The sequence below is a fragment of the Exiguobacterium sp. s138 genome (assembly GCF_018618775.1).
Classification (GTDB): domain Bacteria; phylum Bacillota; class Bacilli; order Exiguobacteriales; family Exiguobacteriaceae; genus Exiguobacterium_A; species Exiguobacterium_A artemiae.
On sequence record NZ_JACSMW010000001.1, the window covers coordinates 664,288 to 689,702 of the forward strand.

Here is a 25,415-nt window from a genome sequence, read left to right on the forward strand (position 1 = left end):
TCCGGAAGATGGCTGGGATCAATCCATTAGGTGAGGAAGTAATCGAGTGTCGCAAACAAACTCGTTAACAGAAAACAAATCAGCAACAGCGCAGATAGTAGGATTAAGTCGAGATGCCGGCGAAGCCCGTTCGTTAAGATAAAGAACAAGGTCCAGAAGGCGACAAACACGGTGAAAATGACAGCGAGGACAGGTGCCGCAAGCGGAAACGACTCTGCGATTTGAGTCCGGAAGGCTGGGTTCGTAATGGCGTAAAAGGCAAAAACGAACGTCGGGAGTGCGCCGAGGTAAAGGAGCCATTTGGGAAATTTCATAGGGAACATTACTCCTTCTAAATACGTTAAGCATACATTCAGTATAGAAGATTGAAATTGTAAATAAAACGTACAAAATTGTAAGGAAGTGTCATTTTCATCCCGCGTGTCTTGTATACTGGACAGGACAAGTACTCATCTGTTACGGCTGGAAGAAGACGGACGTTCAAAAATGAGTTCATAATACGTTCCGATAACGACGCCGGACTTCACGAAATCCGGAGCGACAAGCTGAACGAACCGTCAACCTTTTGCCGCCTGTTGATTGATGACTTCCCGGAATCTTCTATTGGATTTCCGGACAATCGTTTAAAGTCAATTTGGATATATTGATATTCATACATATGATCTCCCCCTGAAAGTGCGATATCCTTTTTTACGTCCTGAAAAAGGGAAAGGTTCCCAGGATTCGATTGTTGTGAGAAGTGAAATGCCCTTAACTAGAGAACGTCATTTAGAGCACAGAACGAACAACAGCCCGGTCTTCCTCCTAAACAAGCGGAGAAGCCGGGCTGTTTGTTATTGGATTCGTTTTATTTTTGTTCAGACTTTCGTGCTTCTTCTTCCTCTGCCCAGTTAAAACTCAAATCGACTCGTCTGCCGATGAAGGAATGTAAAAAGAGCAGGAAGCACAGTAGTGGCAAAATCCACCATGCGGAATCGATCGTCCCGAAAAAGCGAACGATATACAACCACATGAATAGGCTGCTGACAAAAAGAATTGTTTCCGAAGTCGTGATGAATTCCCGTTTCGGTTCATACATAAGTAAAACCTCCGATGATATGTCATTAAGTAGTTGTTTCCGTTGAAGTGTGCGATACGGCAACGTCCTGCTGATCGAGCTGATTAAACAGGATCGCCCGATTTCTTCCTTGCTGTTTCGCCGTATATAAGGCTTCGTCCGCCAGTCCATTCATGTGCTGGATGTGAACATGTTTCCCGTGTGCGATTCCGATCGAGGCCGTGACGGTGATGACAGGAAATCCGTCCAGTTGGAACCGTTCATTCGCAATTCGTTCCCGAATCCGGTTCGCGACTTTGATGACTTTGGACGGAGTCAGGTCATAGACCAGAATCATGAACTCCTCTCCGCCGATCCGCGCCGTGATATCGTGGGGACGCGTTTCCTCCATCAGGATATTCGCGAACTGTTGCAACACGAGATCCCCGTTCCCGTGACCGTATGTATCGTTGACACGCTTAAAGTGGTCGATGTCGAGCGCGAGCACATTGTAGACACGTCCTTCCTGTTCCAGCCCGGCTGTCCGGCTGTCCCAGACCCGCCGGTTGTATAATCCGGTCAGATGATCACGCTCCGCCGACTGCTTATACAGTTCGACTTGGCGGTTCAGTGTCTGGAAATCAAGTGTCAACAGACTTGAAAGAACACCGACGGCAAGACCAATCGTCCAGGTCGCAAGTAACAAACGAAGTGAGGCATCGTTAAAACCTAAATTAATCAGAACGGCGAACGTAATCATCAACAGCGCCCAGACGTTGAGGGCGAGATTCTGACGAAACGGTCGATTCAGGAGTTGGCGATGAATCCAAATCATCCCGGTACTGATGGCAATGATGGCGATGAACGCAATAAACGCTTGCGGGGTCACGCCAAACAAAAACCGGGAACCGGCGATGATCAACGTGGCGATGACAAGCGGGAAGCGGCTGCCGTAAAAAGCGAGCAGGACAAGCGGTAAATGACGTAAATCCATCCGTAACGACTCATTGACCTGGATGCCTTTGAACATCAGGATTACCCCGAGCAATCCGGTCGCAAGACCAATGATCAGCGACTTCGCGATATAGGATGAAAATCGGTTGGAGTGGATGATTTTTGAAACGATGTAAAACCCGGTAAACGCGATGCAGGCGTTGATGAGCAGCTCGACGATGAATATGATTTTCCACATCCTTGAACGTGATACTTTTACGATACCATTTTGACAAAAGTTGTCAATCCGGAAGAAAGTTGAACTGTCCGTTGCAATTGAAATAGCAGTCTTCTCTACTAGAATTATACCGTGCTTCGGTCGATCGAAACAGTCTGTTTTTGCGACAGCTGTCCGCTTATACTACAGATAATCACAAAGAGAAGGAAGGCGATCGACATGACGGAACAAAACGAAGTACTCGACCGGGGACCGTTTCTGCACGGAACAAAGGCCGTCTTGCAAGTCGGTGGACAGTTACAGAGCAATCACCTGTCCAACTATCAGGAGAAACGGTCGAATTATATCTATTTTACGGCAACGCTTGAAGCTGCGAAATGGGGAGCCGAGCTTGCCAAAGGCGATGGCCAGGAACGGATTTATCTCGTCGAACCGCTCGGGGCGTTCGAAAATGATCCAAATTTGACAGATCAGCGTTTTCCCGGCAATCCGACCCGTTCTTACCGGTCGAAGGATCCGCTTCTCGTCGTCGCCGAGCTCGGCGTTTGGGAGCGGCATTCGGACGAAATGATTCAACAAATGAAGGATTCCTTGGCTCAGTTAACGAAGGAAGGAAAAAATGTCATTTTGGATTGAACTGGAGACATGAAGAGGTGGGGAAATTGGTACTCTTGATTCAAGCTGTTAAATATGACGGATCGCTTCACTGTGATTGGGAAACGACTTTGTTGGCGGAAACCGACCGGTATGTACTCGTCTACGGACAACTAGGACGCTCCTTAGTCCATCACACGCGGAGACAGACGTTTATCTGTGAGACACCGTCGCTTGAATACTACGTTTTGCTGGACGGGTATACCGTCAATCTCGATCTCGAACCGGATGGTGAGCGGTATTACTGCAACATCTGTCTGCCGGCAGAACGGACAGCAATCGGTCTCCGGTTCGTTGACCTCGATCTGGATCTCATCCGGAATAAAGCCTGTGAATGGACGGTTGTCGACGAGGATGAATTTTTGGAAAACCAGCGGGTATACCAGTATCCGGAAGATATCATCGAAGGAGCGGAACGGATACTTCATCGTCTGCAGGACAAGATTCAACGACAGGCGTTTCCGTTTGATGGATTTTTGACATGCTGGCTTGACCGATTGCCACAACACAGTCGAGCAAACCGATTGTCATGAAACGAGTGCTGCTCTGCAACGTCAGTCGTTTTTCCTCTGACATTCTGCAGCCAGCTTCCGAATTTCAGCCGCCATCGCCGGATTGACCGGCTGAATCTGCTCGAGCCAGTCAAGCAGTGCAAGCGCCGATTCAGGCACCCGGGCATAGCCTTGCAGGACAGCGGCAAATCGTTGTTCGGCTTCCGGGAACCGTTGCTCGGCCCGGCGTTCATTGCCGTAGGCATCGGGATAGTAGACGACTTCCGGCTCGATTAAATGCAGAATCGACAACAAGTTTGAAAACGCATGCTGTTCGACAAGCTGAAGACCGGACAACCGTTCCCCGCGGGCATAGCGGCACAAACCGACGTAAAGATTCGTCAAGGCTTCGTTCAGTGCGAAGTCGAGTGTATCGCGCCGGATCGGTGGAGGTGTTTGTTTTGAAACCGTCAAGTCGACGCCAGGGAATGTCGGATCCTGCCAGACAATCCGTCCGGGGGAAAAGGCGATGTCCGGCATCTCATCGAGTTCGAAAATCGCACACTCGCCGTAAATCCCGTCCGCGAACAACAACTTAAACCCGTCGACGGTATTTTGAAAGACAAAGCTGAGCGGATGAACGGATTCGAGCCAGTCGAGACGGTCGAGGAACCGCTGTTTTTGCCCCGGTTTCGTAATGACAAAAAAATCGAGATCGGAATAACGATCGAGCCGTTCGAGTTCCCGACCGGCGGAACCGAGTCCGAGCAATAACCAGGCATCGTTTGTTTGTTCCAATTGTTGGCCGATTCGGTCGAGGCGTTCAAGCAGGGCGTGTTGGCGTGACATCATAAAAACTCCTTTTTTGTGGTGTAAGCGTTCTCTTGTCCAGTCTAGCAAGCTTGAGCGGGGCGTCAAGGAAAGATTATCGAATGACTAAAAAAAGGAAAGGGTGACCGGTATGGAAATACTGATTCTCCTGATCGGTTCATTTCTCTTAAGTGGCTTAATGCTCGGGACGATTGTCAAAGCCGTCCTGACCGCTTATCGAAAACAACAGCTGTCGATGGCAAAGGCAATTCTCATTACAACCGGTATGACGGTGTTCAGCATCCTGCTTGCCGGTGTGCTGCCGTATGTGTATCTCCGTTTTCTCTGAATTTCAGACCCGATGTATCCGGAACCGTCGATTCCGCGTGCATCGGGTCTGTTTGTCGTCTAAAAATTTCCGAACAACCGGGTCCGTCTTCCTGTTATTTCTGGATAGAAAGGAGGAAATTCCTCCTGAACTTAAAGGAGGACAGATGCATGCAACCTTACTTACGTGTCGAACATCAACTGTTACGCGACGGAGCCGTTTTTTCTTCCGTCCATGAAAAAATGGTCTACCTGCTGCTGCAAAGTTATGCCGGGCGGGACGGGCTCGCGTTTCCGTCGCATCAGACGCTCGCGGACGCTGTTCCGTGCGGCAAGACGACAGTCAAAAACTGTCTTCAGGCCCTTGTTGAAAAAGGATGGATTGAAAAGGTCGAGCGGTTCGACCGGCACGGGGGACAAACGTCAAACGGCTACCGGATCCGGGCCGTGTCGCCGGACGCTTCCCGACAGGTCCCCGGTCAAGAGACGAACACCGGGCAGGCGCCTGTCGCCTCCGAAGAAAAAGGGGTTAAGAAACCGTCTTTAAAAAAAGAACCACCACCGCAAGACGGAGTCACGGAGATCATCACCCATTTTGAGACAGAAATCGGCCGGGTCACACCATCGATCCGCCGGCGACTCGCTGCGTTATTACAGGAGACGAGTCCCGCCGTCCTGCATCATGCCATCGAGCAAGCATCAGCGGCGAACGTCCGAAACTTTAATTATGTCACCGTCATTATCGAGAGCCTAAAACAGCGGAATCTGTTGACACAGGAACAAATCGACAGGCATGAAAGACGCCGCCGGACCGCTGTTGCGCGTTCATCCCGCCGAAAAGGACACGGTCCATTACCGGACTGGGTCGAACGGGAACGCAAACAACAGCAACAGGCAGAGGCGGATCAAAAAAAACGTTTTGAAGAAACTGTTCCCGATCAAGGCGAACTCGCAGCCTTGTTGGCGGAACTAATCGGATGAAGGAGGATATCATGACACCATCACTTGACTGGTTACTCACACGGGCCGACCGGAAACTGACGAAGGAGATGGATCCGGACGTCGCTGCGATTACACGTGCGGTCATTACGGAACTGGCGGCAGAAGGATTGCCGATCGGCATCGCGCAAGGCTTTCGGACAAAACAGGAACAGGACGACTTGTATGCGATCGGCCGGACCCGTCCCGGGAAAATCGTCACCTATGCCAAAGGAGGGAAATCGAACCATAACTTCGGGGTGGCCGTCGATCTGTTTGTCTATGCGGACGGCGGCAAACGGGCTGAATTTCCGGCACCGCCCGATCCACGGTTGAACCGGATCGTCGCTGCGATGAAACGTTACCAGATGCAGTGGGGCGGGGACTGGAACAGCTTTCCGGATTATCCGCATTTTCAACTCTATGATGCCGTCAACGGACAAGCAAAGCCGTTGCTCGGTCCCCGGTATCCCGGGCAACCCCTTTACGCCGGGGCGAAGCGGATGGACCGGACGCTGATCCGGCTGATCCAAAAAAGGCTCCGCTTGCCGTTGACCGGTCAGTTTGATTGGAAGTTGACACAATTCATCGAACAGTTTCAACGGCAGCACCGGTTAGCAGAAGACGGTGTCGTTGGTCCGGTCACGTGGCGTCAACTGTTTGGAGTCCGCCGATGAAGGAACGGTCGATTGCCTTGATCCGACTGCTCGTCCCGCTCTACAGTTTCGTGAATTTAACATTACTCGCCTCCGGTTATACACCGTTACCGTTTGAGACGAATCAGATCGAAACCGCTTTGACGGCACTTTTAGGTGCAGGAAGTCTGATCTATGCCTGGTGGAAAAATAACAATCTGACCGAGGCGGCGCAACACGCGCAACGCGTCTTAACGGAAAGGAAACTTTCGGTTCAACGAAACGGACAGGAAAAATCAGGATGAATGTGCCATGTCAATTGGTAATTTGTTTGAAATGTGTAAACAACGGGCAATATTTTGAGTAGAGCGCTAATGGTTTGATCCCAAGATACCGATAATAAGGTAGCGTCCCGTATCGTCAGCATGGTATGACCACTGTCGACGGAAAAGAAAGAGGTCAGACTGAACTTGAAATTATCGACGTTGCAATTTTACCTGTTACTTGCATTGTTTTCATTGATGTTTACCAGTATCTGGAGTTACAATGCATTCCTGAAAATTGAACAAGAGAACGACCGGATCATGACGGAAGCGATTCCGATTTCAAATGCCGCTTCGCAACTGTTCCCATTATTGCTGGATCAAGAGTTGACGGTCCGCAGTTACTTACTCGATCAAAATGATCAGACGTTCCAACAATTCAAAAATACGAATGCCGAACTGAAAGAGACGATCGCCACATTGAAGATGCTCGATCAACGCCATCCGATTCTCAAACAGTTGCTGGCAGAAGAAGCAATTCCGTTAATTTTGCGGACGGATGGCTTTTATGAACAGCAGATTCAATGGATCCAGAGTAATCAAATCGAACGGGCAACACTGAAACGCTACAGCGGCATGGACTACGTCAATCAGTTCCGACCGATCAATGCAAAAATCAATCAAGACATCGACAAAATCATCCAGGAAGCAACCGATCGTTCCAAACAGGCGTCGGCGTCTGCCAAGTGGGTCATCGTCATTGTTGTCAGCGTGGCCGTCTTGCTGCTGATGGCATTCCTGCAGACCTTCCGGCTTGAACGCAGCCAGCAGGCATTGATTCACCGCTCGTTGCATGATGCCTTGACCGCGATTCCGAACCGGCGGGCGTTCGACGAACATTTGGAAGCCTCCTTCACGGCTGCCCGTGAACAGCAGACGGACGTTGGGTTGATTTTGATCGATGTCGATGAATTTAAGCTGTACAACGATACGTACGGTCACTTGAAAGGTGACTGGTGTCTGCAGAAAGTCGCCGGGACATTAAAGAAACAAGCGGGCGAGTTCGGGCATGTCTCCCGGTACGGCGGGGAAGAATTTGCGGTCATCTTGACGGAACACGTCGAACAGATCACACATGTCGCGGAACGGATCCGCAGTGAAATTCTTCGGATGAAGATTGAACATAAAGCGTACGAACCGCTTTGCCAGCTCAGTGTCAGCATCGGACTGGCCGTTGTCCGGCCGAGCACAACGTTGACGGAAGGTGATTTGATCGTCCTCGCTGATCAGGCCCTGTATCGGGCAAAATCGAGTGGACGCAATCGAATTTCAAGCCATGAAGCCAGTTGATTTTCCAAAAAAAGCTCTGATTCCATTTCGAGATGGGATCAGAGCTTTTTTAATTCATAAATGGGCGTTCGAATCATTGCAAAATCACGCAATAGGACCGTTCGGAAATCAACGGTGCAGAAATGACAAAAACCGTCTTGACCGGCGTACCGCCGACTTTCGCGTCCAGTTGATGCAGTTGGGACCTAATCTTTCGGCTCAGGACATACCGGGTTTCCGTACTCAATTCATCAAGCTCTTCATCATGTACATGTAACAAGAGTTGAAACGGTTCGAGCGAGAAAATGGAAAAGTCGCAGTCGATTCGAGGGTCTTCAAACTGTTCATTTAGACCATTTTTTATGAAGTACGCTTCTTGTGCTGTAATCATCTCGTTTCGCCTCGCTCTCTTTCAGAAACAGTTCAAAAAATTATAAGATGTTAGTTAGCTATATAGTCTTTATTACCCAATTTTCTTGAGAAATATCAGTTTCTGCCTGAAAAAGGACCGAATACTGGCGGAATAGGGAATACTTTTACGAACATTAAAAAAATCACTTGATTCAGGAGTGTCTGATCTGGAATCAGGCACTGCTGGATCAAATGATCATCGAGCCGGCACGGCGTAAAAAGTCTTCCGTCGTCTGTTTGAAAAACGTCAGTTGGTGGACCGGAATCGAAACGTGCCCGCCGTAACGGACTTCTAAGTAATGCGGATTGACTGGCGACGGAAAATGGATCCGTTCGAACCATTCGGTCATCGTCTCCTGTTCCCGCCGTTGCATCGGTTGCGGAAGGCGGCGGTTAAACAGCAGCATATGTTGGCGAATGTCTTCAGCCGGCAGTTCATGGTGTTCGTAGCGGATTACTTCGACGCGGCTTGGTGTGAAGAGAAGCGGCTTGAAGCGGGTCTTACGAACGATTTTTATGTAATAAATAAGTAATCCGATCGACACGATCACAAGGAAAATAAAGATGAACGGATATGGAGGCGCGACGACGGCGGAATCAAATCCGGTCCGCAGTAACAGCGGGTCCGGTTCCGGCGCGACGGTCTCGGCAAGCGGCTCGAAGTCAATGACAAGCGAATCCGATGGAAGCGACATATTAGATGTGTCACCACAACGTGTCGTACAGGAGCCTGTCGTCCGACTGTCGAAAAGAGAAACGAACGATGTCAGAAAACGGGGGATGAACGATTGGAGTACAAACAGAATCAATAAAACACTGGAAAGAAACAAACCGATTTTCAATCGGAACGAAGTCTGCACGGGATCACCTCTTTCATACCGTCAAAACGGCGGTTGCATGAGTCTGAACTGAGTATAGCAAATACGGTACGGCATCGTTTTATTTTTTTTCAAAAAATAGTCATTATTTCCTAAAAAAATGGAGGTTACGAGATGAATCGCTTACGCACAAGTTTTCAACAAACAACCGGTCAGATCAGCGGGCACGGAAAACGGAATGTCGGGATCTTAAAAACCGCTTTTTTAGAAGTGGCAGACGAGACGGCGAGTGATCAATACGGGACGGGTTCAATCATCGAACCGTTCGAACAAAAATTTGCGGATATACTGGGCATGGACGATGCTGTCTTTTTCCCGAGCGGTACGATGGCGCAACAGGTGGCGTTACGGATCTGGTCGGACGAGAAGGACAACCGGACCGTCGCTTACCATCCGCTTTGTCATCTTGAAATCCATGAGCAGGACGGACTGAAGGAGTTGCACCCGATCGAAACGATTCTGGTCGGCGCAGCAGACCGTCTGATGACGCTCGACGAAATTAAGGCGTTACCGGACATCGCCTGTCTGTTGCTTGAGTTGCCGCAACGGGAAATCGGCGGAGTCGCTCCGGCTTTCAGTGAACTCGAAACAATCAGCCGGTATTGCCGCGAACGGGGAATCCGGCTGCACCTCGACGGCGCACGGCTGTTTGAGATGTTACCGTATTATGAAAAGACAGCAGCTGAGATTGCCGGCTTATTCGACAGTGTCTATATCTCGTTTTATAAAGGACTCGGCGGGATTGCCGGCGCGATTCTCGCAGGTCCGGCAGCGTTCTGTCAGACGGCGCGGATTTGGAAGCGGCGGTACGGCGGCGACCTAATCAGTTTGTATCCATACATCGTTTCGGCCGATTATTATTACGAACTGCGAAAGGACCGGATGGGGCAGTACTATGAGCAGGCAAAACAACTGGCCGAGCAGTTCAATGCCTTACCGGGCGTCCGTACGACACCAGAAATTCCGGTCTCGAACATGTTCCACCTCCATTTTGACGGACTGGCGGCGGACGTTTCCCCGAAACTCGAGCAGGTCCAGGAAGAGACGGGGCTCGGGTTCGTAGGTTATCTCGTCGACAAAGACGGGTATTGTTCAACAGAAATCAGTGTCGGTGATGCTTACGGAGAGCTGGATCCGCAAACACGCGATGCCGGATTTGACCGGCTCCGGCAAGCCTTTTCTTAAAACGTTTCTCTGACCGCCGGATGAAGCTGTTGGTAAACGGAAATTTTGTCCGTAATCATCTGTTCCGTCCGGATGAGTTCCGCGAGCTGAGCACGCACGTTTTGCTGGTGTGCTTCGAGGAGACGGAGCCGCTCAAGCGACGTGTCGTGCGTCTCGGACGATGCGAGGAACAGTTCGACATATTCCCGGATCTGGTCGATCGGCATATGCGTCGCCCGGAGCCGAAGGACGAAGCGGAGCCACGTCAGTTGGGTTTCATCATAACGCCGGACGCCGCTTTTTGTGCGGGTCGGGAATAACAGTCCTTCTTTTTCGTAATAGCGAATCGTATGGGCCGTTGTTTCGGTTAATCGGCTGATTTCTGAAATCGTATACATCTTAATCGCACCTCTCCTGCTTGACTTAGAGTTGACTCTAACTTGTAGACTTTCACTATACCAAACAGAAATGGGGAATTGTTCATGAAATACACGGTCATTACAGGAGCCAGCTCCGGTATCGGTTACGAAACAGCGAAAGTGCTTGCGAAAAAAGGAAAATCACTGGTTCTCGTCGCCCGCCGGACGGATGAACTGGAAAAATTACGCGATGAAGTCAAAGCCCTGGCACCGGACAGTGATGTCATTCTGCGGTCCGTTGATTTAACGGAATCGGCCAACGTCCACGAACTGTATGACTCGTTGAAAGATCTCGATATCGAGACATGGATCAACAATGCCGGATTCGGTGATTTCGACAATGTCAAAGATGTGTCAGTCCCGAAAGTCGAGAAGATGCTCCGGCTGAACATCGAAGCTTTGACGGTCTTAACGAGCCGCTATGTCCACGATTATCATGACGTCGAAGGCACGACGGTCCTGAACGTCTCATCCGGCGGCGGCTATCGGATCGTCCCGAACGCGGTCACGTACTGCGCGACGAAGTTTTATGTCAGCGCCTATACGGAAGGACTCGCGCAAGAATTGAAAAATTCCGGGGCGAAACTGCAGGCGAAAGTTCTCGCACCGGCGGCAACGGAAACGGAATTCGCCGACCGGTCACGCGGGGAAGCTGGATTTGATTACAGCAAAAACGTCGCCAAGTACCATACGGCGGCAGAGATGGCGACGTTCCTCGATCAACTGCTCGACAGCGATCAAATCGTTGGTATCGTCAACGCGGAAGATTATTCGTTTGAACTGCGCGGACCACTCTTTACGTATGTCGGTGCGAATAAGTAAAAGATCAAAAGCCAGCTTCCGCATTGCGGAAACTGGCTTTTTTTGTGTCTGAGCAGATGAAACGGTATGTAGTTCATCTTAAATCAGCGGCATGACAAAGGTCGACGTTAAACTGACGACTAAAAACAGCGCGTAGCTGAAAAAGGTAGTTTTAGCACTGCCGTCGGTCCGGCGTCCGAGAATCGAAAACAGACTGATTGCGCCGACCGTTAATAGGGATAATAAAAACGATTGATGGGAATCGACTGATGGAATCAGCGACTGCGCAAGATGCGCCAAACCAAGCGGCAAGACGATTAATAAAAAGTAATAGCCGAGCCGTGTTTCCGATGGATGATCCGTCGATTCATGATGGGTGACTGTACGTGTATGCATTCTCATTGGCTCTTCACTTCCTTCTGTGTTCAGTATAGAGGACTTCGGACGACTTCTGCGTTACAGTCCGATGAGAAGTCGATAACAAGATCCGCCGAATATGACGAACAGATGTCGGAAAAAACACGTTCTGTAAAAAATGGAAATGCTTCTATCTCGGTTATGTAAAAAAGTGTAAACTGATGAAAGAGAAAATGTCGGGGGAGAGAACCCGCTTGTGAGAGGAGAAGTTGGAATGAACCGCCTGTTTCGTTATTTTTATGTCTCTGACCTGATTGCAACTGTCGGAGCGAGCATCTCCTATATCGCGATCTACTGGACGTGTGCCGGACTGCTGTCGCCGGCAGCCGTCTCGTTAGTCATCGGTGCCGTGTTTGTCATCCGTTTCATCAGTTCGAGTCTGGTCGGACCGTGGATTGACCGGATCGAGCCGGTCCGTCTGCTGAAAGCGACCGTGTTGATCCGGTTTTTACTGCTTGGTGCCGTCTGGTATCTCCTGACGCAAACGGAGGCAGTCCTTCTGCCGTTGCTGAGTCTGCTTGCGGCTCAGACGCTGTTGCAGGTCATCGGTGGCAATACGGCGTTTAAAGTCGTCACCCGGATCGTCGCGTCCGAGCAGTTGCCGGTTGCCAATGCCTATTTGAGTACGCTCGACCGGGTCGGGACGTTGGCCGGACTATTGGCGGGTGGTTTATTAATCAGTGGATTTTCGATTACGGTGATTTTAGGAATGGAAGCCGTCGTCCACCTGATCGCCTGGTTCCTGTTGTTCCCGTTACGGTCCGAGCCGGAAGCGGCAGCCAAGCCGGAAATGACCTATTGGACAGACTTACGGGAAGGATTTACTTATTTAACGCGGGACAGCCGCTTGATCCGGATTCTCGTCTTCGGTATCCTCGCCAACTGGATGATTACACCGGTCAACGCGTTACTCGCGCCGTTTGCAAAAGACGTCATCCGGGGTGGAGCGAATACGTTTTCGCTGCTCGAACTGGCCCTCGTCATCGGCGGGATCGGCATGTCGCTGTTGTATGCGCGACTTGCGAACCGGATTGATCTGATGCAGATGTTTTATCTGTCGATGGTCTTGCAGGGCGGTTTTACCCTGCTGATCGGACTGACGACATCTCTGCCGTTTGCCTTCAGCGGGATGTTGTTGCTTGGGATGGCGCTCAGTCTGTTCGGAATTCCATTTTCGACGCTGTTGCAACAGACGACACCGGATGCCTTGCTCGGACGGATCCGTTCGGCGATGGTCGCTGCTTCAACCTTCAGTTCGGCGTTGTTCTTCGGATTGTCGGCCTATTTGACGACCGTGTTTGCGATCGATACCGTGTTTCTGTTCTTTTCCGGAAGCGGTCTGTTGATCCTGCTGATCCTACGACTTCAGCGTAAATCACCGGCGACGGAAGTGCGACGGGACGAGGTCGGATGACAAATCGGCCTTCAGGCGGAGGGCAGGAGAAACGGGGGGGGTTATACTTAAAAAAACGCTTACAGAGGAGAATGCAAAAGATGGATGGAATGGCGATGCTTGCGTTGATGTTTTTGATTCCGATCGGTGGAATGACGGTCATGTTGAATGTCTTATGGCGACGGATGACACCGGAGCTTGAAAAATAACAACGTACATATTACCGTAGAGTCGATTGTTATGATGAAAAAACGGACGAGACTACCCTTTTCTCAAGGGTTCAGTCTCGTCCGTTTTTTTGTCGTCAACAATAGAGAGGCATTAAGAAACGGCGGTCGGTGCTTCGAGTGCCAGACTTGGTCCGAACACTTCAAAGTGCAATTTGTCCGCCTGACCGCTAAAGTAGCGGCGGACGAACTGAATCATCGCTTCCGGTCCGCACACATACGTGTCGGCCGCCCGGTCAATGTTCGTTACATCATCCACCGACAAGCGTCCCGGTGTTGTACCCGGCAATGCATTACGTTCCGCATAGAGGATGATCGTTGCTCCCTGTTCTTCAAACCGGGCCAATTGTTCGGCGAACGGGCGGTCGAGATCGTCCTGGACGGCGACGTATAACGTCGTTTTACGACCAACCGCAAGGGCCGCTTCGGTCATCGCGAGGAGGGGAGTCAAACCGATTCCGCCGGCGAGACCGACAAATGGCGTCGAAGCGTCCGTTAATGTAAACGAACCGGCCGGTGCACTGAGCAGGACCTTTTCACCGACGGACAGACCGTGCAGCTGACGTGAGACAGACCCGTCCTGTTTGACACCGATCGTGTACGATGTGCCGTTGGCGACTGTCGTCAGACTGTATTGGCGATTTTGCCATAAGCCGTCTGGTGCCTGCAGGCGGACTGTGACGTATTGACCGGTTTGGTACGGAGCAAGTGGTCGTCCGTCTGCCGGACGTAACGTAAACGCTTTGATGTCGCTTGATTCAGTCGTCATCGTTTCGATAACGAACGGTTGATACCCTTCAAAGTCCGTTGCCTGTTCATCCTGTTGATACAGTTCCGCTTCGAGCGAGATGAACAGCTTGGCGATTTCCCCGTAGCCGGCTGTCCAGGCGTCGATGATGTCCGGTGTCGCTGCGTCTTTGAGGACATCTTGAATCGCACCGATCAGTTCCGTTCCGACGATGTCGTACATGTACGGTTTGATCTGCAGGCTGCGGTGTTTGTGAAGGACCGGCAGTAACGTCGGTTTCAACGTCTCAAGCTGATCGATGTAAGCGGCGGCAGCATAGACGGCTGTCGCAAGCGCCTGCGACTGACGGTCATTTTTTTGGTTCGATTGATTAAAGATATGTTTCATTTCCGGATGATTTTCAAACAGGCGCTGATAGAAGACACGTGTGATGCTGTGACCATGTTCGGCAAGCACCGGGACGGTTGATTTGATGATGGTGATCGCAGATGGAGTTAACATAAGTACACTTCCTTTTTGGATAATGGGTGATCGGATCAGGTTCGATTTCAGTATCCGTCACATCTGTTTTTAATGCAATAAATAAAATACTAGATTTAAAACAGTACGTGATATTCGTCACAAGACTGCCATCATTTTGTCAAGCAACCGACAAAAAACCTCCGGAGAATACCGGAGGTTAAGAAGAAATCCACAGTTTTGAGAAATCGAAGTAGCCGAACGAATCAATCGTGATATTTTGTAATTCAATCGGAAACGGGATGATCCGGGTGTCATCATAGAGCGGGATGAAGTAAGACGAGTCGATCAAATATCGTTCGACCGTCTGGTGCAGTCTCATCCAGTCTTCAAAAGGCGTCTCGTCGTACCGGTCAATCCATTTGTTCATCTCCGGCATCTGCCGGAACATCTTCGCCGGCGGGGAAAAATCATTCGTTAAAAACTGATGAAAGGCGACTGGTAAGTTCCGTTCAAAGACTTCCGCGTGAACGGCGAGATCAATCGTCTCAAAGGCATGGAAATCGGTGATGCTTGCTTTAAAACCGATCGGTACGAACTCATAAGGAATCCCGTGCGCGTCAAACGTCTCGCATAACCAGCGGGTCACCTTGTCCGTGAAGTCGGTCAGCTTGATCCGGAGCGGTTGCGTAAACAAAACGGTTGGACCCTCCGGAAGCGGATGGACGAAACTGAACTGTTCGAGAAACCCGCGGTCGTTCGGAAAACCCCGTTCATTGAGTGACTGGATCGCCGGACGGATCGCCGCAATCAACCGGTGAATATAGTGCCGTGCTTCCGGTCGCTCGAACGGGCCGCCGGGACGCGGATTCAAAAAGACGAGTCCGAACCCGGATTGAGTCGAGATCGTATCCGTTTGACCGGAATCCGACCGTGATGTCCGGTAGACCGGGTCATAGGCGTCCGGCATTTGAATGAACTCAATCCGGTCAAGCAGGGCGCGGATACCGTAAAAGTTCGGAAAAGCGGACAAAATCGTCTTTTTCGGGTCGTTTTGCGTCAGCTGGAACGGTCCTGTCCCGACGTTGTCCTTGCCGATGCTCGTATGGATCGTCGCCAGTTTCGGCAGCAGCGAATGGCGGCGCTGATCGAGTGTGATATCGACCTGGTACGGTCCGTTGGATTGAATATGCTCGACATGCCGGTACGACCGGGCATACGCCGGATAAGCGACCAGTTTCCGGAGACTTTTCGTGACATCCTTGCTCGTCAGCAGCGATCCGTCATGGAAGCGGACATCTTTTCGTAAATAGAGCGACAGGACGGGACCGTTCCAGGCATAATGGTGCGCCAATTCACCTTGCAGTTTGCCGTCTGCGTCAATCGCAAACAATCGGCTGAAAACGTTTTGGACGAGATGGGCACTGTGAATATCGGCCGCTTCGAGCGGATCGGTCGTCAAAAAAGGACGTCGGCGGGGAATCAGCAGCGCATCGGACGATTCCTGTGTATAGCCGAACTTTTGCTCAAGCTTTCGCATGAACCGTCCCGTTTGTGCCGGTGACCAGTCCCAGCTCAGTTCTTCCGTCACCGCGTCGACCGACTCGTGTTCAATCCGTTCGAGCATCTGTTTCGCATATTCGCGTTCGACATGACGGAGCCAGACGAGCCGTGTCAAATGGCCGCGGCCCCGGCCGCTCGTATACGCAAGCCAACCGTCTTCCTGCCAGCGCGTTAAATACCGTTTCGTTTGTTTGGGGCTTAAATGGATGTTGTCGGCCAGTTCGGCAATCGAATATGAACCTTCCCGGCAGGTTTTCCATAACGTGAACAGATAGGCGTCCATCTCATTCCTCCGTTCTAAAAGGGGACATCTTTTTCTGACGATGTCCATTTTTTTATGTACTTGTCTTGTTTATCATACAGGTAGAGAATGGAAGGTGACAACATGGAATGGAAAGAAATGCCTCAACCAATTAAAGTCAGACTGGTTACATCATTCATCAACCGGACGATTTCGTTCGCCATCATGCCGTTCATGGCATTGCTGTTCGTCCAAGCCTACAACAAAGTATTTGCCGGCATCTTTTTGATCGGGACAGTGGTTATCAGCTTCCTGATCGGCTTGATCGGCGGTTATCTCGCCGACCGCTTCCCGCGGAAACGGTTGCTCGTCCTGGCGACGACGGCAACCGGCTTGATGTTTTTAGTCATGACGATTTGTCTCGCCATGGATCAGATGTTACTGTTCACGATTGCATATGCCGTCTTCACGGTGACAAGCAATATCGGTCGGCCGGCGATGAGTGCAATCATCATCGATGCGACGACGCCGGAAAACCGGCGGGCGGTCTATGCGATTGATTACTGGCTGATCAATCTGTCGATCGCCCTCGGGACGGCGCTTGGCGGTTGGCTTTACGTCAGCAACCGGTTGTTCTTATTCAGTCTCCTGACGTGTACGTCCTTGCTGTTACCGGTCGCTTATCATTTTTTGCTCGACGAGTCGAAACACGTCTGGCAGAAACAACCGCTCCGGAATGTATTTTTGGATCTCGGAAAAAGTTATCAGATTGCCTGGCGTGACCGGCCGTTCGTTAAAGTCGTCTTCGGCTCAATGTGTATTCTTGCGGCCGAGTTTTCGATGGGGAGTTATGTTGCCGTCCGCTTGGCGGACGAATTCGATACAGTCACGATTGGTGATCTGACCGTCAACGGGGTCCGGATGCTCAGTCTGATTAATATCGAAAATACGATTCTTGTCGTCTGTCTGACGTTCTTCATTCAACGGTTCTCAAACCGCTTTACGAATAAACAGGCGCTCGTCGGCGGACTGGCCCTTTACATCATCGGTTACGCGACGGTGACGAGTGCCAACTCGCTGACACTGTTATTGACATTCATCTTCATCGCGACGATCGGGGAGCTGCTCTATTCCCCGACGCTGAACGCGGAAAAAGCCAACATGATGCCGGCCGACCAACGCGGCGCCTACTCGGCCTTTGCCGGAACGTCACATGCCGGTGCCGATCTGTTGTCCCGCTCGACGATCATTCTCGGAGCAATCCTCGCGCCGTTTATGATGAGTGTCTACATCGGACTGATCGTTTGTCTCGGCCTCGGACTGGTCTACCTCGGCTTGTTCCGGAAAGAGACGACAGTCGAGAAACAACAGGCTTCTTGAGCGACACGGGTCCTGATGAAGAGATACAGCAAAAAAACGTCCTGCTCTGTTTGAGCGGGACGTCTTTTTGTGGCATTACATACGTGTTCCTACTTTACGGTTAGACAGCAGAAGACTCAGGACGATACTTGCAATCACGGCACATAAGCTTTTCAGCAGAAACTGGTTTTTCAGTCCTTCCATGACATACCCGTTAAACTTCTGACCGAGCGTCGCTTCCGGTACCCAGTCGATGACATACCCGATTCCGAAAAAGGCGGGAAGACTGAGCAACAGGTAAATCAGGATGAAGCCGACAAGAAAGGATTTCATATTCATAGGATATGCCCCGTTTCTTAAAGCGTGATCAACTGTTTAAAGGTCAGAAGATATTGAGAGACTGAACGAGTGTCATGACGAGGATGATGGTCGAAATCGATCCTGCAGTCAGCAACGTCAACATTTTCGGACGACTGATTTCCTCAGAATCCTTTGTGGTTTCTTTGGAAACGGTCATCCAGATGGCGATTGAGAAGATAATGATTAGAAATAATCCGAGACTGGACATCGAGTAACCCTCCATTTATCAAGATGATCTACCAAATAATTGTAAATTAAATAAGCGATGACTTCAAGGTGGTTTAATTCCTGTAACAGCACTTCAAACAATCTTTCCTCACATCAACAGGAAAAATCTGTACATTCTTAATTGATATGTAATATATTAGTTGTATGAAAACTCAACCGATTCAACGAACTTCCTTAAGTGAAGAAGTGTATCAACGACTGCAACAGCAAATCATCACCTTAGCGCTTGCTCCGGGTCAAAAACTGAACGACCAGGAGCTAGCGGAAGCATTCGGCGTCAGCCGGACACCGGTTCGAGAAGCGTTGAAAAAACTGGAGGAGGAGGGACTTGTCGTCGCGAAACGGGGATCACGGACGAATGTGACGATGCTTGACGTGACGCAGGCAAGACAGACGTTTCCGATCGTCGCGACACTGCATGCGCTCGCGGCACGTCTCGCGTTTCCTTTATCGGAAGCGGATATCACCTGTTTAATCGAACTCAATCAAATGTTTCAGGAAGCAATCAACCGCGGGGACGCCGCGTCAGCGTTGCAACTCGATGACGCTTTCCACGGGCTGTTTCTCGAACGGAGTCAAAACGGGCAACTAGCGGACACGTTAAACCGCTTGACACCGCTGATCCGCCGGCTCGAGTATGCCCAGTTCAGCCGTCACGGGCATGACTCGGTCACGGATCATCGAACGATCATCGAAGCCTGTCAAAACGGCAGGATTGAAGACCTTGTCCGTGCGACGGAACACAACTGGAACGGTCTCGGGCGCCATCTGATTGCTTCTTTAGAGGAGGACACGCCATGCGACCCATCATAATCGGGATTTTGGCGGCGATGTTTTTTGCCGTCACCTTCATCCTGAATCAATCGATGCAAGGGAGCGGGGGACACTGGATCTACAGCGCCGCCTTACGGTTTTATCTGATGTTGCCGCTGCTCGTCGTGATTGTCGCCTACCGGCGCCGGCTCGGTCGTGTCTGGTCGGCACTTCGGGAAGCACCGTACTTTTGGCTGACATACGGGACGATCGGCTTTGGGATTTTTTACAGCGGGATTTGTCTTGCCGCCGACTATTCACCGGGCTGGCTGATTGCAGGGACCTGGCAGGTGACGATTCTTGCCGGACCGTTGCTCGCGCCGCTGTTCAAACAGACGATTCCGTGGGCGTCGCTCCGTTATTCGCTGTTAATCGTCGCTGGTGTCTGCCTGATGCAATTATCGGTCGCGGAAGGGGTATCTGTTTCGGCGCTGCTGCTCGGTGTCCTTCCGGTCATCTGTGCCGCGATCGCGTATCCGCTCGGCAACCGGAAGATGATGGAACGGTACGGGGACGAACTTGATGTCTTTGACCGGATTCTCGGAATGACGGTGGCCAGTCTGCCGTTTTGGCTCGTGTTATCCGCGATTGCCTACAGGCAAGTCGGCTTACCGTCCGCGGGACAAGTCGGTCAGTCGGGACTGGTCGCCTTGTTCTCCGGCGTCATCGCGACATCACTGTTCTTTTACGCGACGACACTCGTCCGGACGGAACCGGTCCGTCTCGCAGCCGTCGAAGCGACACAGTCGTTTGAAATCCTGTTCACCGTCCTCGGGGAGATGCTGTTTTTACACGCTGTCTTTCCGACCGGTCTTGCCTTGTTCGGGATGCTGCTTGTCATGCTCGGAATGACGATTCACAGTTTAAAGCAAGCCCAGTCAAAAGAAGTACCGGATATATAATTATTTCAAATACCACATGTAAATATGATTACTTAGAGAAGAGGATACAGGATGGTCTTAACCGGCACGCTTGTCAATACAGGATTAATCGTCATCGGTACATTACTCGGTCTGCTGTTTCATAAAATTCCCGAACGGACGAAGGAAACAGTTGTCCAGGCAATCGGACTCGCTGTCGTCGTGCTTGGTGTTCAGATGGGGCTGAAGAGTGAGAACTTCCTGATCGTCATCGGCAGTCTCGTCTTAGGCGGGGCAATCGGTGAATGGTTACGAATTGATGAAAAGCTGAACCGAGTCGGCGAATGGCTTGAACTAAAAATCGGACGGGGTCATCCATCGAATATCGCAGAAGGTTTCGTCACAGCCACGTTGATTTTCGTCATCGGAGCAATGGGAGTACTCGGGGCGCTCGACGGCGGTTTACGTCAGGACCATGACGTCCTCTATACAAAAGGACTGATTGACGGCTTCACGGCACTTGTCCTCAGCTCGACTCTCGGGATCGGCGTCATCTTTTCGGCGATTCCGGTCCTCGTTTATCAAGGGGCAATTGCTCTCAGCGCAGTGGCGATTACGCAATTTGTTCCGGACGCCATCCTCCAGCAGTTCATCGTTGAGATGACGGCGACCGGCGGTGTGATGATTTTAGCCATCGGCTTGAATCTAGCCGGCATCACCAAAATCCGGGTCGCGAACTTGTTACCCGGAATCGTAATGGTCGGATTGATCGTGACCGGTTTGGAACTGCTTGGTTTTAACTGAAACTTAAAAGACATCCGTTTGCACTGTTGATTTCGGTCAGCAGCAGGCAAACGGATGTCTTTTTTTAGTGGATGATTTGTTCCAGTTCAGAAATATGGTGCTCAAGCAGCCGGTGCCCGTCATAGTGCAACGTATGGAGCTGTGGTGTCGTCTGTTTCAAGACGTGCGGCAGGTAAGCCTTCAGATTACTGATGACGCCGGTATTGTCCGGATGAAGAATCCAGTCAAGCTGTTTCCAGTCGAGAATACCTTCCTGGGTCGCGAGCGGTGTCACGAGGAACTGATCAGACGGCAGTTCGGCAAGGAACAAATAAATTCCGACCGTCTCGTCCGCCTGCAGGAGAATCGTGCCCGAAAACTGGACAGCGGTCAGAGTAAGACCGGTTTCTTCAAACGTTTCCCGGATGACGGATTCTGCCGGGGACTCGCCGGGTTCGATTTTACCGCCGACCCCGTTCCACATCCCCATTGCCGGTTGTTTTTGCCGGTTCAGCAGCAACCACTGATCGTTCTTGCGAATCAAACAGAGGGTATAACGATACAAGTCTCCTCATCTCCTTAAAAGAAGTCGTGTTTAAAGGCCGCGTACTGGTCGTCGGATGTGACCGGTTGAATCGTTTTCTTGCCATCGGTCCAGGTCGTCAACGCCTGTCGTGTCAGAATACGGTGTCCATCGGCCTTACGGATGGCGAGCAGACTACGTTTGTTGAAGGGGGAAGCCTGATGCTCCTGGATGATCTGTTCCATGTCGGATAGAGCAGCCGGTTCGATCGTCTGTTGCGTGTAGAAATGGTACCCGATGACAAACTCGTCATCCTGACCGGTCCGTAACATCTCCAGCTGATAACCGGCGCCGTTCGGGGCAATCCGGTAGTTGCCGCTCGGTGATGTGATTGTTTCTCCGGTCAGAGGAATCGGGCGTAGGGCGAGATTGACACCGAATCCCGTATCGACGAGATACGTCTGCTCCTGGTGCGACAGCAGGACGGCGACGTGGGTCGGACCGGTCGCGGACCAGACGTCATTTTCCTGATCGAAGACGGTCGCCTTGAGAAGTGAAACGTCAAACCCTTTGATTCGTAACACTTCGTACAGCAAATGGTTGAGATCATAACAGACACCGCCCGCCTGACGTTCGATGAAGGTCTGTCGTAGTCGGTTCTGGTCAAACGGAACCGACTCTTTTTCAAGAACCGCTGCATTATCAAACGGCAGGTGATAGGCAAAGGCTTCAAGCAGCGCCGGTAAATCGGCAAACGTTAACGCATGACCGAGCGGATAATGGATCCGGCCGGCTACGTCTTTAATAAATGTAGACAAGACAATTCCTCCTTTAATCGATGATTCCATTATCGCATATTCCCGTTCATGACAGGATACATGTTATCTGAAAATAAGATTTGGTCTTTTGTTTCGTGATGAACTTTGTTATGCTGAAACAGGATTAATTAAGAATGATTCTCATTCCGGATGAAGAAGGAGGCTCCTCATGTTACGAAAACGAATGACCGGCGCATTAGCGCTTATTGTAATGAGTTGTCTGATGCTTGCGGCATGTGCCGGACAAGCGAAAGAAGAGACGACGAAAAAGACGCACGCTGTCACGCATGAAGCAGGAACAACGAACGTACCGGACCATCCGAAACGGATCGTGGCTCTTGAGTTCTCGTTCGTCGATGCCCTCGACGAACTGGGCATTGAACCGGTCGGCATCGCACAGGAAAACAAGGATGATGTATCGGGGCTGCTCGGTAAGAAGATTTCCTTTACGGAAGTCGGGACACGCCAGCAACCGAATCTCGAAGTCATCAGTTCACTGAAACCGGACTTGATCATCGGAGATTTCAACCGGCATAAAGGCATTTACAAACAACTGCAACAAATCGCACCGACGATCATCTTAAAAAGCCGGAACGCGACCTATCAGGAAAACATCGCATCGTTCAAGAGCATCGCGGAAGCCGTCGGACAGACCGATAAGATGGAGCAACGTCTGAAACTGCATGACAAGCGGCTCGCAGTTGCCAAACAAAAAGTCGATCCGGACGATCAACGCAAAATCATGGTCGGTGTCTTCCGGTCCGATTCATTGACGGCACACGGAGAGACATCGTTTGACGGGGAACTGCTTGAAAAACTCGGCATCGATAATGCCATCACGAAAACAGTAGAACCAACCGTGACGATTACGCTGGAGCAGATTGTCAAATGGGATCCGGACGTCATCTTCATGGCGGAAGCCGACCCGAAACTGCTCAACGAGTGGAAAAAGAATCCGCTCTGGAATCAGATCACGGCTGTGAAAAAAGGTGAAGTCTACGAAGTCAATCGTGACTTGTGGACCCGTTACCGCGGACTGGACGCAGCGGAACAAATCGTCGACGAAGCGATTCAACTGCTGTATCCGAAAAAATCATAAACGACGACACGAGCCAGAGCAATCTGGCTTTTGTTGATGAAAGGGGAAGCCGTTGATGATTCGGAAAACACGATTGATCCGTTTGCTCGTTCTACTTATTGTGCTGATTGGACTCGGCTCCTATCTCAGTCTGTTTCTCGGCGTGACGACGATCCGGCCGCTCGAAGCCATCCGGGAATGGACATCCGGCAATCTGTCAAAAGAAACACTGGTCCTGACGACACTTCGATTACCACGATTAGTACTGGGACTGATACTCGGGGCAAACCTAGCCGTCGCCGGAGCATTGATGCAGGCAGTCACCCGGAATCCGCTCGCCTCGCCGCAGGTGTTTGGTGTTAACGCCGGAGCCTCGCTGTTCGTGGTTCTCGCGTTACTGCTGTTCCCGGCGCTCGGGACGGCCAATCTCGTCTACTTCGCCTTTCTCGGTGCAATGATCGGCGGGGTGCTCGTCTTTTCGTTTGCGTCCGTCCGCGGTATGACGAGTCTGAAACTGGCCCTCGTCGGGATGGCGATCCACTTGTTGCTGACGTCTTTGACGAAAGGGTTGATTTTGTTCAATGACCGGATCACGAATGTCTTGTACTGGTTATCCGGATCGATCAGTGACAGCGGCTGGCTTGAAGTCCGGTTGATTGTGCCGTGGTCGATCATCGGCTTGATCTTAGCCTTCAGCCTGGCCAAATCGCTGGCGATTTTCCAACTCGGTCAGGACGTCGCCGTCGGACTGGGGCAAAACATCACCCGGATCCGGATGCTGGCAGCCGTCGCTGTTGTCTTGCTGGCCGGTGTGACGGTTGCCGTCGCCGGAGCCATCGGCTTCATCGGTCTGATGGTCCCGCACATCGTCCGGCGCCTGGTCGGGGAGGATTACCGGTATGTCCTGCCGGTGTCCGCGTTATGCGGCGGACTGTTGCTGACGTCTGCCGATGTCCTCGCCCGGTTCATCGCTTATCCCTATGAATCACCGGTCGGGATCGTGACGGCATTACTCGGGGCGCCGTTCTTCTTGTATTTAGCGAAACGTCAGACGAAATGGGTGGCGTAAATGAACAGACTCCGTCAACAACCATGGCTTGGTCTCGTCCTCATGTCGCTCCTTGTCACTGTGCTCAGTTTTCTGTTGCTCGGCGTCGGTTCCGTCTACTTGAAACCGGGTGAAATCGTCGCAGCCTTGCAAGGAGATGGAAGTGCCTTCATCGTCTGGAACTACCGGTTGCCGCGGACACTTCTCGCGTTACTCGCCGGCGGTTGTTTTGCCCTATCTGGTGTTTTGTTGCAAGCGATCATCCGGAATCCGCTCGTCTCCCCGGACGTCATCGGCGTGACGAACGGAGCGGCCTTGTTTGCCGTTTTGACAATTGCGTTACTTCCAGACGGTCCGCTCGTTTTGACGCCGCTTGCAGCGATGGGCGGAGCGGCACTCGTGATGATTGCCCTGATGTTACTTGCCGATCACGGCAAGCTGCAACACAGTTCCTTTGCTTTGCTCGGCATCGCCGTCAGTGCGATTTGTGCGTCGGGAACGGAATATCTGTTGATCAAGTTTCCGCTCCAGACGAATGATTCACTCGTTTGGCTTGCCGGCAGTCTGTTCGGCAAAGGCTGGACTGAAGTGTATGTCCTGGCGCCGGTCTTTCTGATTCTCGGACTCGCCATCTGGTCCGGACACCGGCAACTCGATATTCTGTCACTCAGTGAAGACGCGGCGATCGGTCTCGGGTTACGGATGAAACGAACCCGGTATGTCTTTCTCGCGCTTGCTGTTGCTCTCGCTGGTGTCGCCGTCGCGATGGTCGGATCAATCGGGTTCCTCGGACTCGTTGCCCCGCATATGGCCCGACGTTTGATCGGTCACCGGCACCACCTGTTGATTCCGATGGCCGTCCTCGTCGGCGGCGGACTGTTGGTCGTCGCCGATGCGATCGGGCGCGGGATTCATCCGCCGCTTGAAATTCCGGCCGGATTGATCACAGCGATCATCGGTGTACCGTACTTCTTGTATCTGCTGCGGAAAAACCGCGCGTGAATGCGACCAAACACACTGCCTTGTACCCGGCTCTCTGTTGAGAGACTGTGCGACAAGGCGGTGTTTTTTGAGTTGAACGGCAAATCAATATCCGATATATGGTAAAATGAAATAGATTAGCAGATGCT

The 25,415-nt window shown here is 51.3% G+C and carries 32 protein-coding genes; 17 read left to right on the forward strand and 15 right to left on the reverse strand.

All coding sequences use genetic code 11. The annotated features are described in order from the left end of the window. Window positions 1-26: 26 nt before the first annotated feature. From KNP91_RS03495 to KNP91_RS03510, 4 genes are all read right to left on the reverse strand, one after another. Window positions 27-314, reverse strand: a complete 288-nt coding sequence (locus KNP91_RS03495; protein ID WP_214764931.1) for a hypothetical protein — start codon at window positions 312-314, stop codon at window positions 27-29. Between the two features lie 209 nt (window positions 315-523). Further along, on the reverse strand, window positions 524-658 hold the full coding sequence (locus KNP91_RS15770; RefSeq protein WP_261966502.1) for a hypothetical protein: 135 nt from the start codon (window positions 656-658) through the stop codon (window positions 524-526). A 189-nt stretch (window positions 659-847) separates the two neighbouring features. After that, window positions 848-1,078, reverse strand: a complete 231-nt coding sequence (locus KNP91_RS03505) for a hypothetical protein (protein WP_214764930.1) — start codon at window positions 1,076-1,078, stop codon at window positions 848-850. A 25-nt stretch (window positions 1,079-1,103) separates the two neighbouring features. Continuing rightward, complete coding sequence (locus KNP91_RS03510) at window positions 1,104-2,228, reverse strand: diguanylate cyclase (protein WP_214848676.1); 1,125 nt, start codon at window positions 2,226-2,228, stop codon at window positions 1,104-1,106. A gap of 198 nt (window positions 2,229-2,426) precedes the next feature. On the opposite strand from KNP91_RS03510, the gene arr reads away from it, so the two are divergent. Together arr and KNP91_RS03520 are read left to right on the forward strand one after the other, a co-directional pair. Beyond that, window positions 2,427-2,843, forward strand: a complete 417-nt coding sequence (arr, locus tag KNP91_RS03515) for an NAD(+)--rifampin ADP-ribosyltransferase (RefSeq protein WP_214764928.1) — start codon at window positions 2,427-2,429, stop codon at window positions 2,841-2,843. Window positions 2,844-2,860: 17 nt separating this feature from the next. After that, on the forward strand, window positions 2,861-3,394 hold the full coding sequence (locus KNP91_RS03520; RefSeq protein ID WP_214848677.1) for a DUF402 domain-containing protein: 534 nt from the start codon (window positions 2,861-2,863) through the stop codon (window positions 3,392-3,394). 21 nt (window positions 3,395-3,415) lie between these two features. Here KNP91_RS03520 and KNP91_RS03525 read toward each other — a convergent pair whose 3' ends face one another. After that, window positions 3,416-4,201 (reverse strand): hypothetical protein, encoded by a 786-nt coding sequence (locus tag KNP91_RS03525; RefSeq protein WP_353048708.1) that lies wholly within the window; start codon window positions 4,199-4,201, stop codon window positions 3,416-3,418. Window positions 4,202-4,313: 112 nt separating this feature from the next. On the opposite strand from KNP91_RS03525, the gene KNP91_RS03530 reads away from it, so the two are divergent. From KNP91_RS03530 to KNP91_RS03550, 5 genes are all read left to right on the forward strand, one after another. Then, entirely contained in the window at window positions 4,314-4,511 is a 198-nt protein-coding gene (locus tag KNP91_RS03530) for a hypothetical protein (protein WP_214848683.1), read from the forward strand. A 149-nt stretch (window positions 4,512-4,660) separates the two neighbouring features. Continuing rightward, window positions 4,661-5,470: a helix-turn-helix domain-containing protein gene (locus tag KNP91_RS03535; protein WP_214848687.1), complete on the forward strand. Its 810-nt coding sequence runs from the start codon at window positions 4,661-4,663 to the stop codon at window positions 5,468-5,470. An 11-nt stretch (window positions 5,471-5,481) separates the two neighbouring features. Continuing rightward, complete coding sequence (locus tag KNP91_RS03540) at window positions 5,482-6,144, forward strand: M15 family metallopeptidase (RefSeq protein ID WP_214848690.1); 663 nt, start codon at window positions 5,482-5,484, stop codon at window positions 6,142-6,144. After that, window positions 6,141-6,407 (forward strand): SPP1 phage holin family protein, encoded by a 267-nt coding sequence (locus KNP91_RS03545; RefSeq protein WP_214764922.1) that lies wholly within the window; start codon window positions 6,141-6,143, stop codon window positions 6,405-6,407. The genes KNP91_RS03540 and KNP91_RS03545 overlap by 4 nt, the downstream gene beginning before the upstream one ends. A 165-nt stretch (window positions 6,408-6,572) precedes the next feature. Further along, a complete protein-coding gene (locus KNP91_RS03550) occupies window positions 6,573-7,715 on the forward strand; it encodes a GGDEF domain-containing protein (RefSeq protein WP_214848691.1) in 1,143 nt (380 codons plus the stop codon). Between the two features lie 73 nt (window positions 7,716-7,788). Here the strand turns inward: KNP91_RS03550 and KNP91_RS03555 are convergent, their stop codons facing one another. Further along, complete coding sequence (locus KNP91_RS03555; protein ID WP_012370268.1) at window positions 7,789-8,085, reverse strand: hypothetical protein; 297 nt, start codon at window positions 8,083-8,085, stop codon at window positions 7,789-7,791. A gap of 208 nt (window positions 8,086-8,293) precedes the next feature. After that, on the reverse strand, window positions 8,294-8,965 hold the full coding sequence (locus tag KNP91_RS03560) for a hypothetical protein (protein WP_214764920.1): 672 nt from the start codon (window positions 8,963-8,965) through the stop codon (window positions 8,294-8,296). A 132-nt stretch (window positions 8,966-9,097) separates the two neighbouring features. On the opposite strand from KNP91_RS03560, the gene KNP91_RS03565 reads away from it, so the two are divergent. Next, a complete protein-coding gene (locus KNP91_RS03565) occupies window positions 9,098-10,168 on the forward strand; it encodes a threonine aldolase family protein (protein WP_214848692.1) in 1,071 nt (356 codons plus the stop codon). On the opposite strand, the gene KNP91_RS03570 is transcribed toward KNP91_RS03565, so the two are convergent. Next, a complete protein-coding gene (locus KNP91_RS03570) occupies window positions 10,165-10,545 on the reverse strand; it encodes a MerR family transcriptional regulator (protein ID WP_214848693.1) in 381 nt (126 codons plus the stop codon). The two genes, KNP91_RS03565 and KNP91_RS03570, sit on opposite strands and share 4 nt — an antisense overlap. A gap of 84 nt (window positions 10,546-10,629) precedes the next feature. Between KNP91_RS03570 and KNP91_RS03575 the strand changes: the two genes are divergently transcribed. Further along, on the forward strand, window positions 10,630-11,388 hold the full coding sequence (locus KNP91_RS03575; protein WP_214848694.1) for an SDR family NAD(P)-dependent oxidoreductase: 759 nt from the start codon (window positions 10,630-10,632) through the stop codon (window positions 11,386-11,388). A 78-nt stretch (window positions 11,389-11,466) separates the two neighbouring features. Here KNP91_RS03575 and KNP91_RS03580 read toward each other — a convergent pair whose 3' ends face one another. Next, window positions 11,467-11,763, reverse strand: a complete 297-nt coding sequence (locus tag KNP91_RS03580) for a hypothetical protein (RefSeq protein WP_251135853.1) — start codon at window positions 11,761-11,763, stop codon at window positions 11,467-11,469. Window positions 11,764-11,998: 235 nt separating this feature from the next. Between KNP91_RS03580 and KNP91_RS03585 the strand changes: the two genes are divergently transcribed. Then, window positions 11,999-13,198 carry an MFS transporter gene (locus KNP91_RS03585; protein WP_214848697.1) on the forward strand — a complete coding sequence of 400 codons (1,200 nt, stop codon included), beginning with the start codon at window positions 11,999-12,001 and terminating at the stop codon, window positions 13,196-13,198. 300 nt (window positions 13,199-13,498) lie between these two features. Here the strand turns inward: KNP91_RS03585 and KNP91_RS03590 are convergent, their stop codons facing one another. Next, the gene (locus tag KNP91_RS03590) at window positions 13,499-14,653 is read right to left on the reverse strand and encodes a globin domain-containing protein (RefSeq protein WP_214848699.1); all 1,155 of its coding nucleotides are present in this window, start codon (window positions 14,651-14,653) and stop codon (window positions 13,499-13,501) included. 178 nt (window positions 14,654-14,831) lie between these two features. Further along, the gene (locus KNP91_RS03595; protein ID WP_214848701.1) at window positions 14,832-16,457 is read right to left on the reverse strand and encodes an ABC transporter substrate-binding protein; all 1,626 of its coding nucleotides are present in this window, start codon (window positions 16,455-16,457) and stop codon (window positions 14,832-14,834) included. A 102-nt stretch (window positions 16,458-16,559) separates the two neighbouring features. Between KNP91_RS03595 and KNP91_RS03600 the strand changes: the two genes are divergently transcribed. Continuing rightward, the gene (locus tag KNP91_RS03600) at window positions 16,560-17,795 is read left to right on the forward strand and encodes an MDR family MFS transporter (RefSeq protein ID WP_214848703.1); all 1,236 of its coding nucleotides are present in this window, start codon (window positions 16,560-16,562) and stop codon (window positions 17,793-17,795) included. Window positions 17,796-17,870: 75 nt separating this feature from the next. Here KNP91_RS03600 and KNP91_RS03605 read toward each other — a convergent pair whose 3' ends face one another. Together KNP91_RS03605 and KNP91_RS03610 are read right to left on the reverse strand one after the other, a co-directional pair. After that, window positions 17,871-18,113 (reverse strand): hypothetical protein, encoded by a 243-nt coding sequence (locus KNP91_RS03605; protein ID WP_214848704.1) that lies wholly within the window; start codon window positions 18,111-18,113, stop codon window positions 17,871-17,873. A gap of 43 nt (window positions 18,114-18,156) precedes the next feature. Continuing rightward, window positions 18,157-18,342, reverse strand: a complete 186-nt coding sequence (locus tag KNP91_RS03610) for a hypothetical protein (protein ID WP_214848705.1) — start codon at window positions 18,340-18,342, stop codon at window positions 18,157-18,159. A gap of 164 nt (window positions 18,343-18,506) precedes the next feature. Here KNP91_RS03610 and KNP91_RS03615 point away from each other — a divergent pair, with 164 nt between their 5' ends. From KNP91_RS03615 to KNP91_RS03625, 3 genes are read left to right on the forward strand one after another with little or no spacing between them, the layout of a single operon-like run. Next, window positions 18,507-19,175 (forward strand): GntR family transcriptional regulator, encoded by a 669-nt coding sequence (locus tag KNP91_RS03615; protein ID WP_214848707.1) that lies wholly within the window; start codon window positions 18,507-18,509, stop codon window positions 19,173-19,175. Next, on the forward strand, window positions 19,160-20,077 hold the full coding sequence (locus tag KNP91_RS03620; RefSeq protein ID WP_214848709.1) for a DMT family transporter: 918 nt from the start codon (window positions 19,160-19,162) through the stop codon (window positions 20,075-20,077). Before KNP91_RS03615 ends, KNP91_RS03620 begins: the two co-directional genes overlap by 16 nt. Window positions 20,078-20,128: 51 nt before the next feature. After that, window positions 20,129-20,839 carry a DUF554 domain-containing protein gene (locus KNP91_RS03625; protein ID WP_188004255.1) on the forward strand — a complete coding sequence of 237 codons (711 nt, stop codon included), beginning with the start codon at window positions 20,129-20,131 and terminating at the stop codon, window positions 20,837-20,839. A gap of 64 nt (window positions 20,840-20,903) precedes the next feature. Here the strand turns inward: KNP91_RS03625 and KNP91_RS03630 are convergent, their stop codons facing one another. Further along, window positions 20,904-21,383, reverse strand: coding sequence for an NUDIX hydrolase (locus KNP91_RS03630; RefSeq protein ID WP_214848712.1), 480 nt, complete (start codon window positions 21,381-21,383; stop codon window positions 20,904-20,906). 14 nt (window positions 21,384-21,397) lie between these two features. Then, window positions 21,398-22,159: an arylamine N-acetyltransferase family protein gene (locus KNP91_RS03635; RefSeq protein WP_251135854.1), complete on the reverse strand. Its 762-nt coding sequence runs from the start codon at window positions 22,157-22,159 to the stop codon at window positions 21,398-21,400. A 169-nt stretch (window positions 22,160-22,328) separates the two neighbouring features. Between KNP91_RS03635 and KNP91_RS03640 the strand changes: the two genes are divergently transcribed. The 3 genes from KNP91_RS03640 to KNP91_RS03650 are packed head-to-tail and all read left to right on the forward strand — an operon-like array spanning window position 22,329 to window position 25,287. Further along, a complete protein-coding gene (locus tag KNP91_RS03640; protein WP_214848718.1) occupies window positions 22,329-23,258 on the forward strand; it encodes an ABC transporter substrate-binding protein in 930 nt (309 codons plus the stop codon). A 55-nt stretch (window positions 23,259-23,313) separates the two neighbouring features. Continuing rightward, window positions 23,314-24,306, forward strand: a complete 993-nt coding sequence (locus KNP91_RS03645; protein ID WP_214848721.1) for a FecCD family ABC transporter permease — start codon at window positions 23,314-23,316, stop codon at window positions 24,304-24,306. Further along, entirely contained in the window at window positions 24,307-25,287 is a 981-nt protein-coding gene (locus tag KNP91_RS03650; RefSeq protein ID WP_214764902.1) for a FecCD family ABC transporter permease, read from the forward strand. It abuts the gene before it with no gap. Window positions 25,288-25,415: the final 128 nt, after the last annotated feature.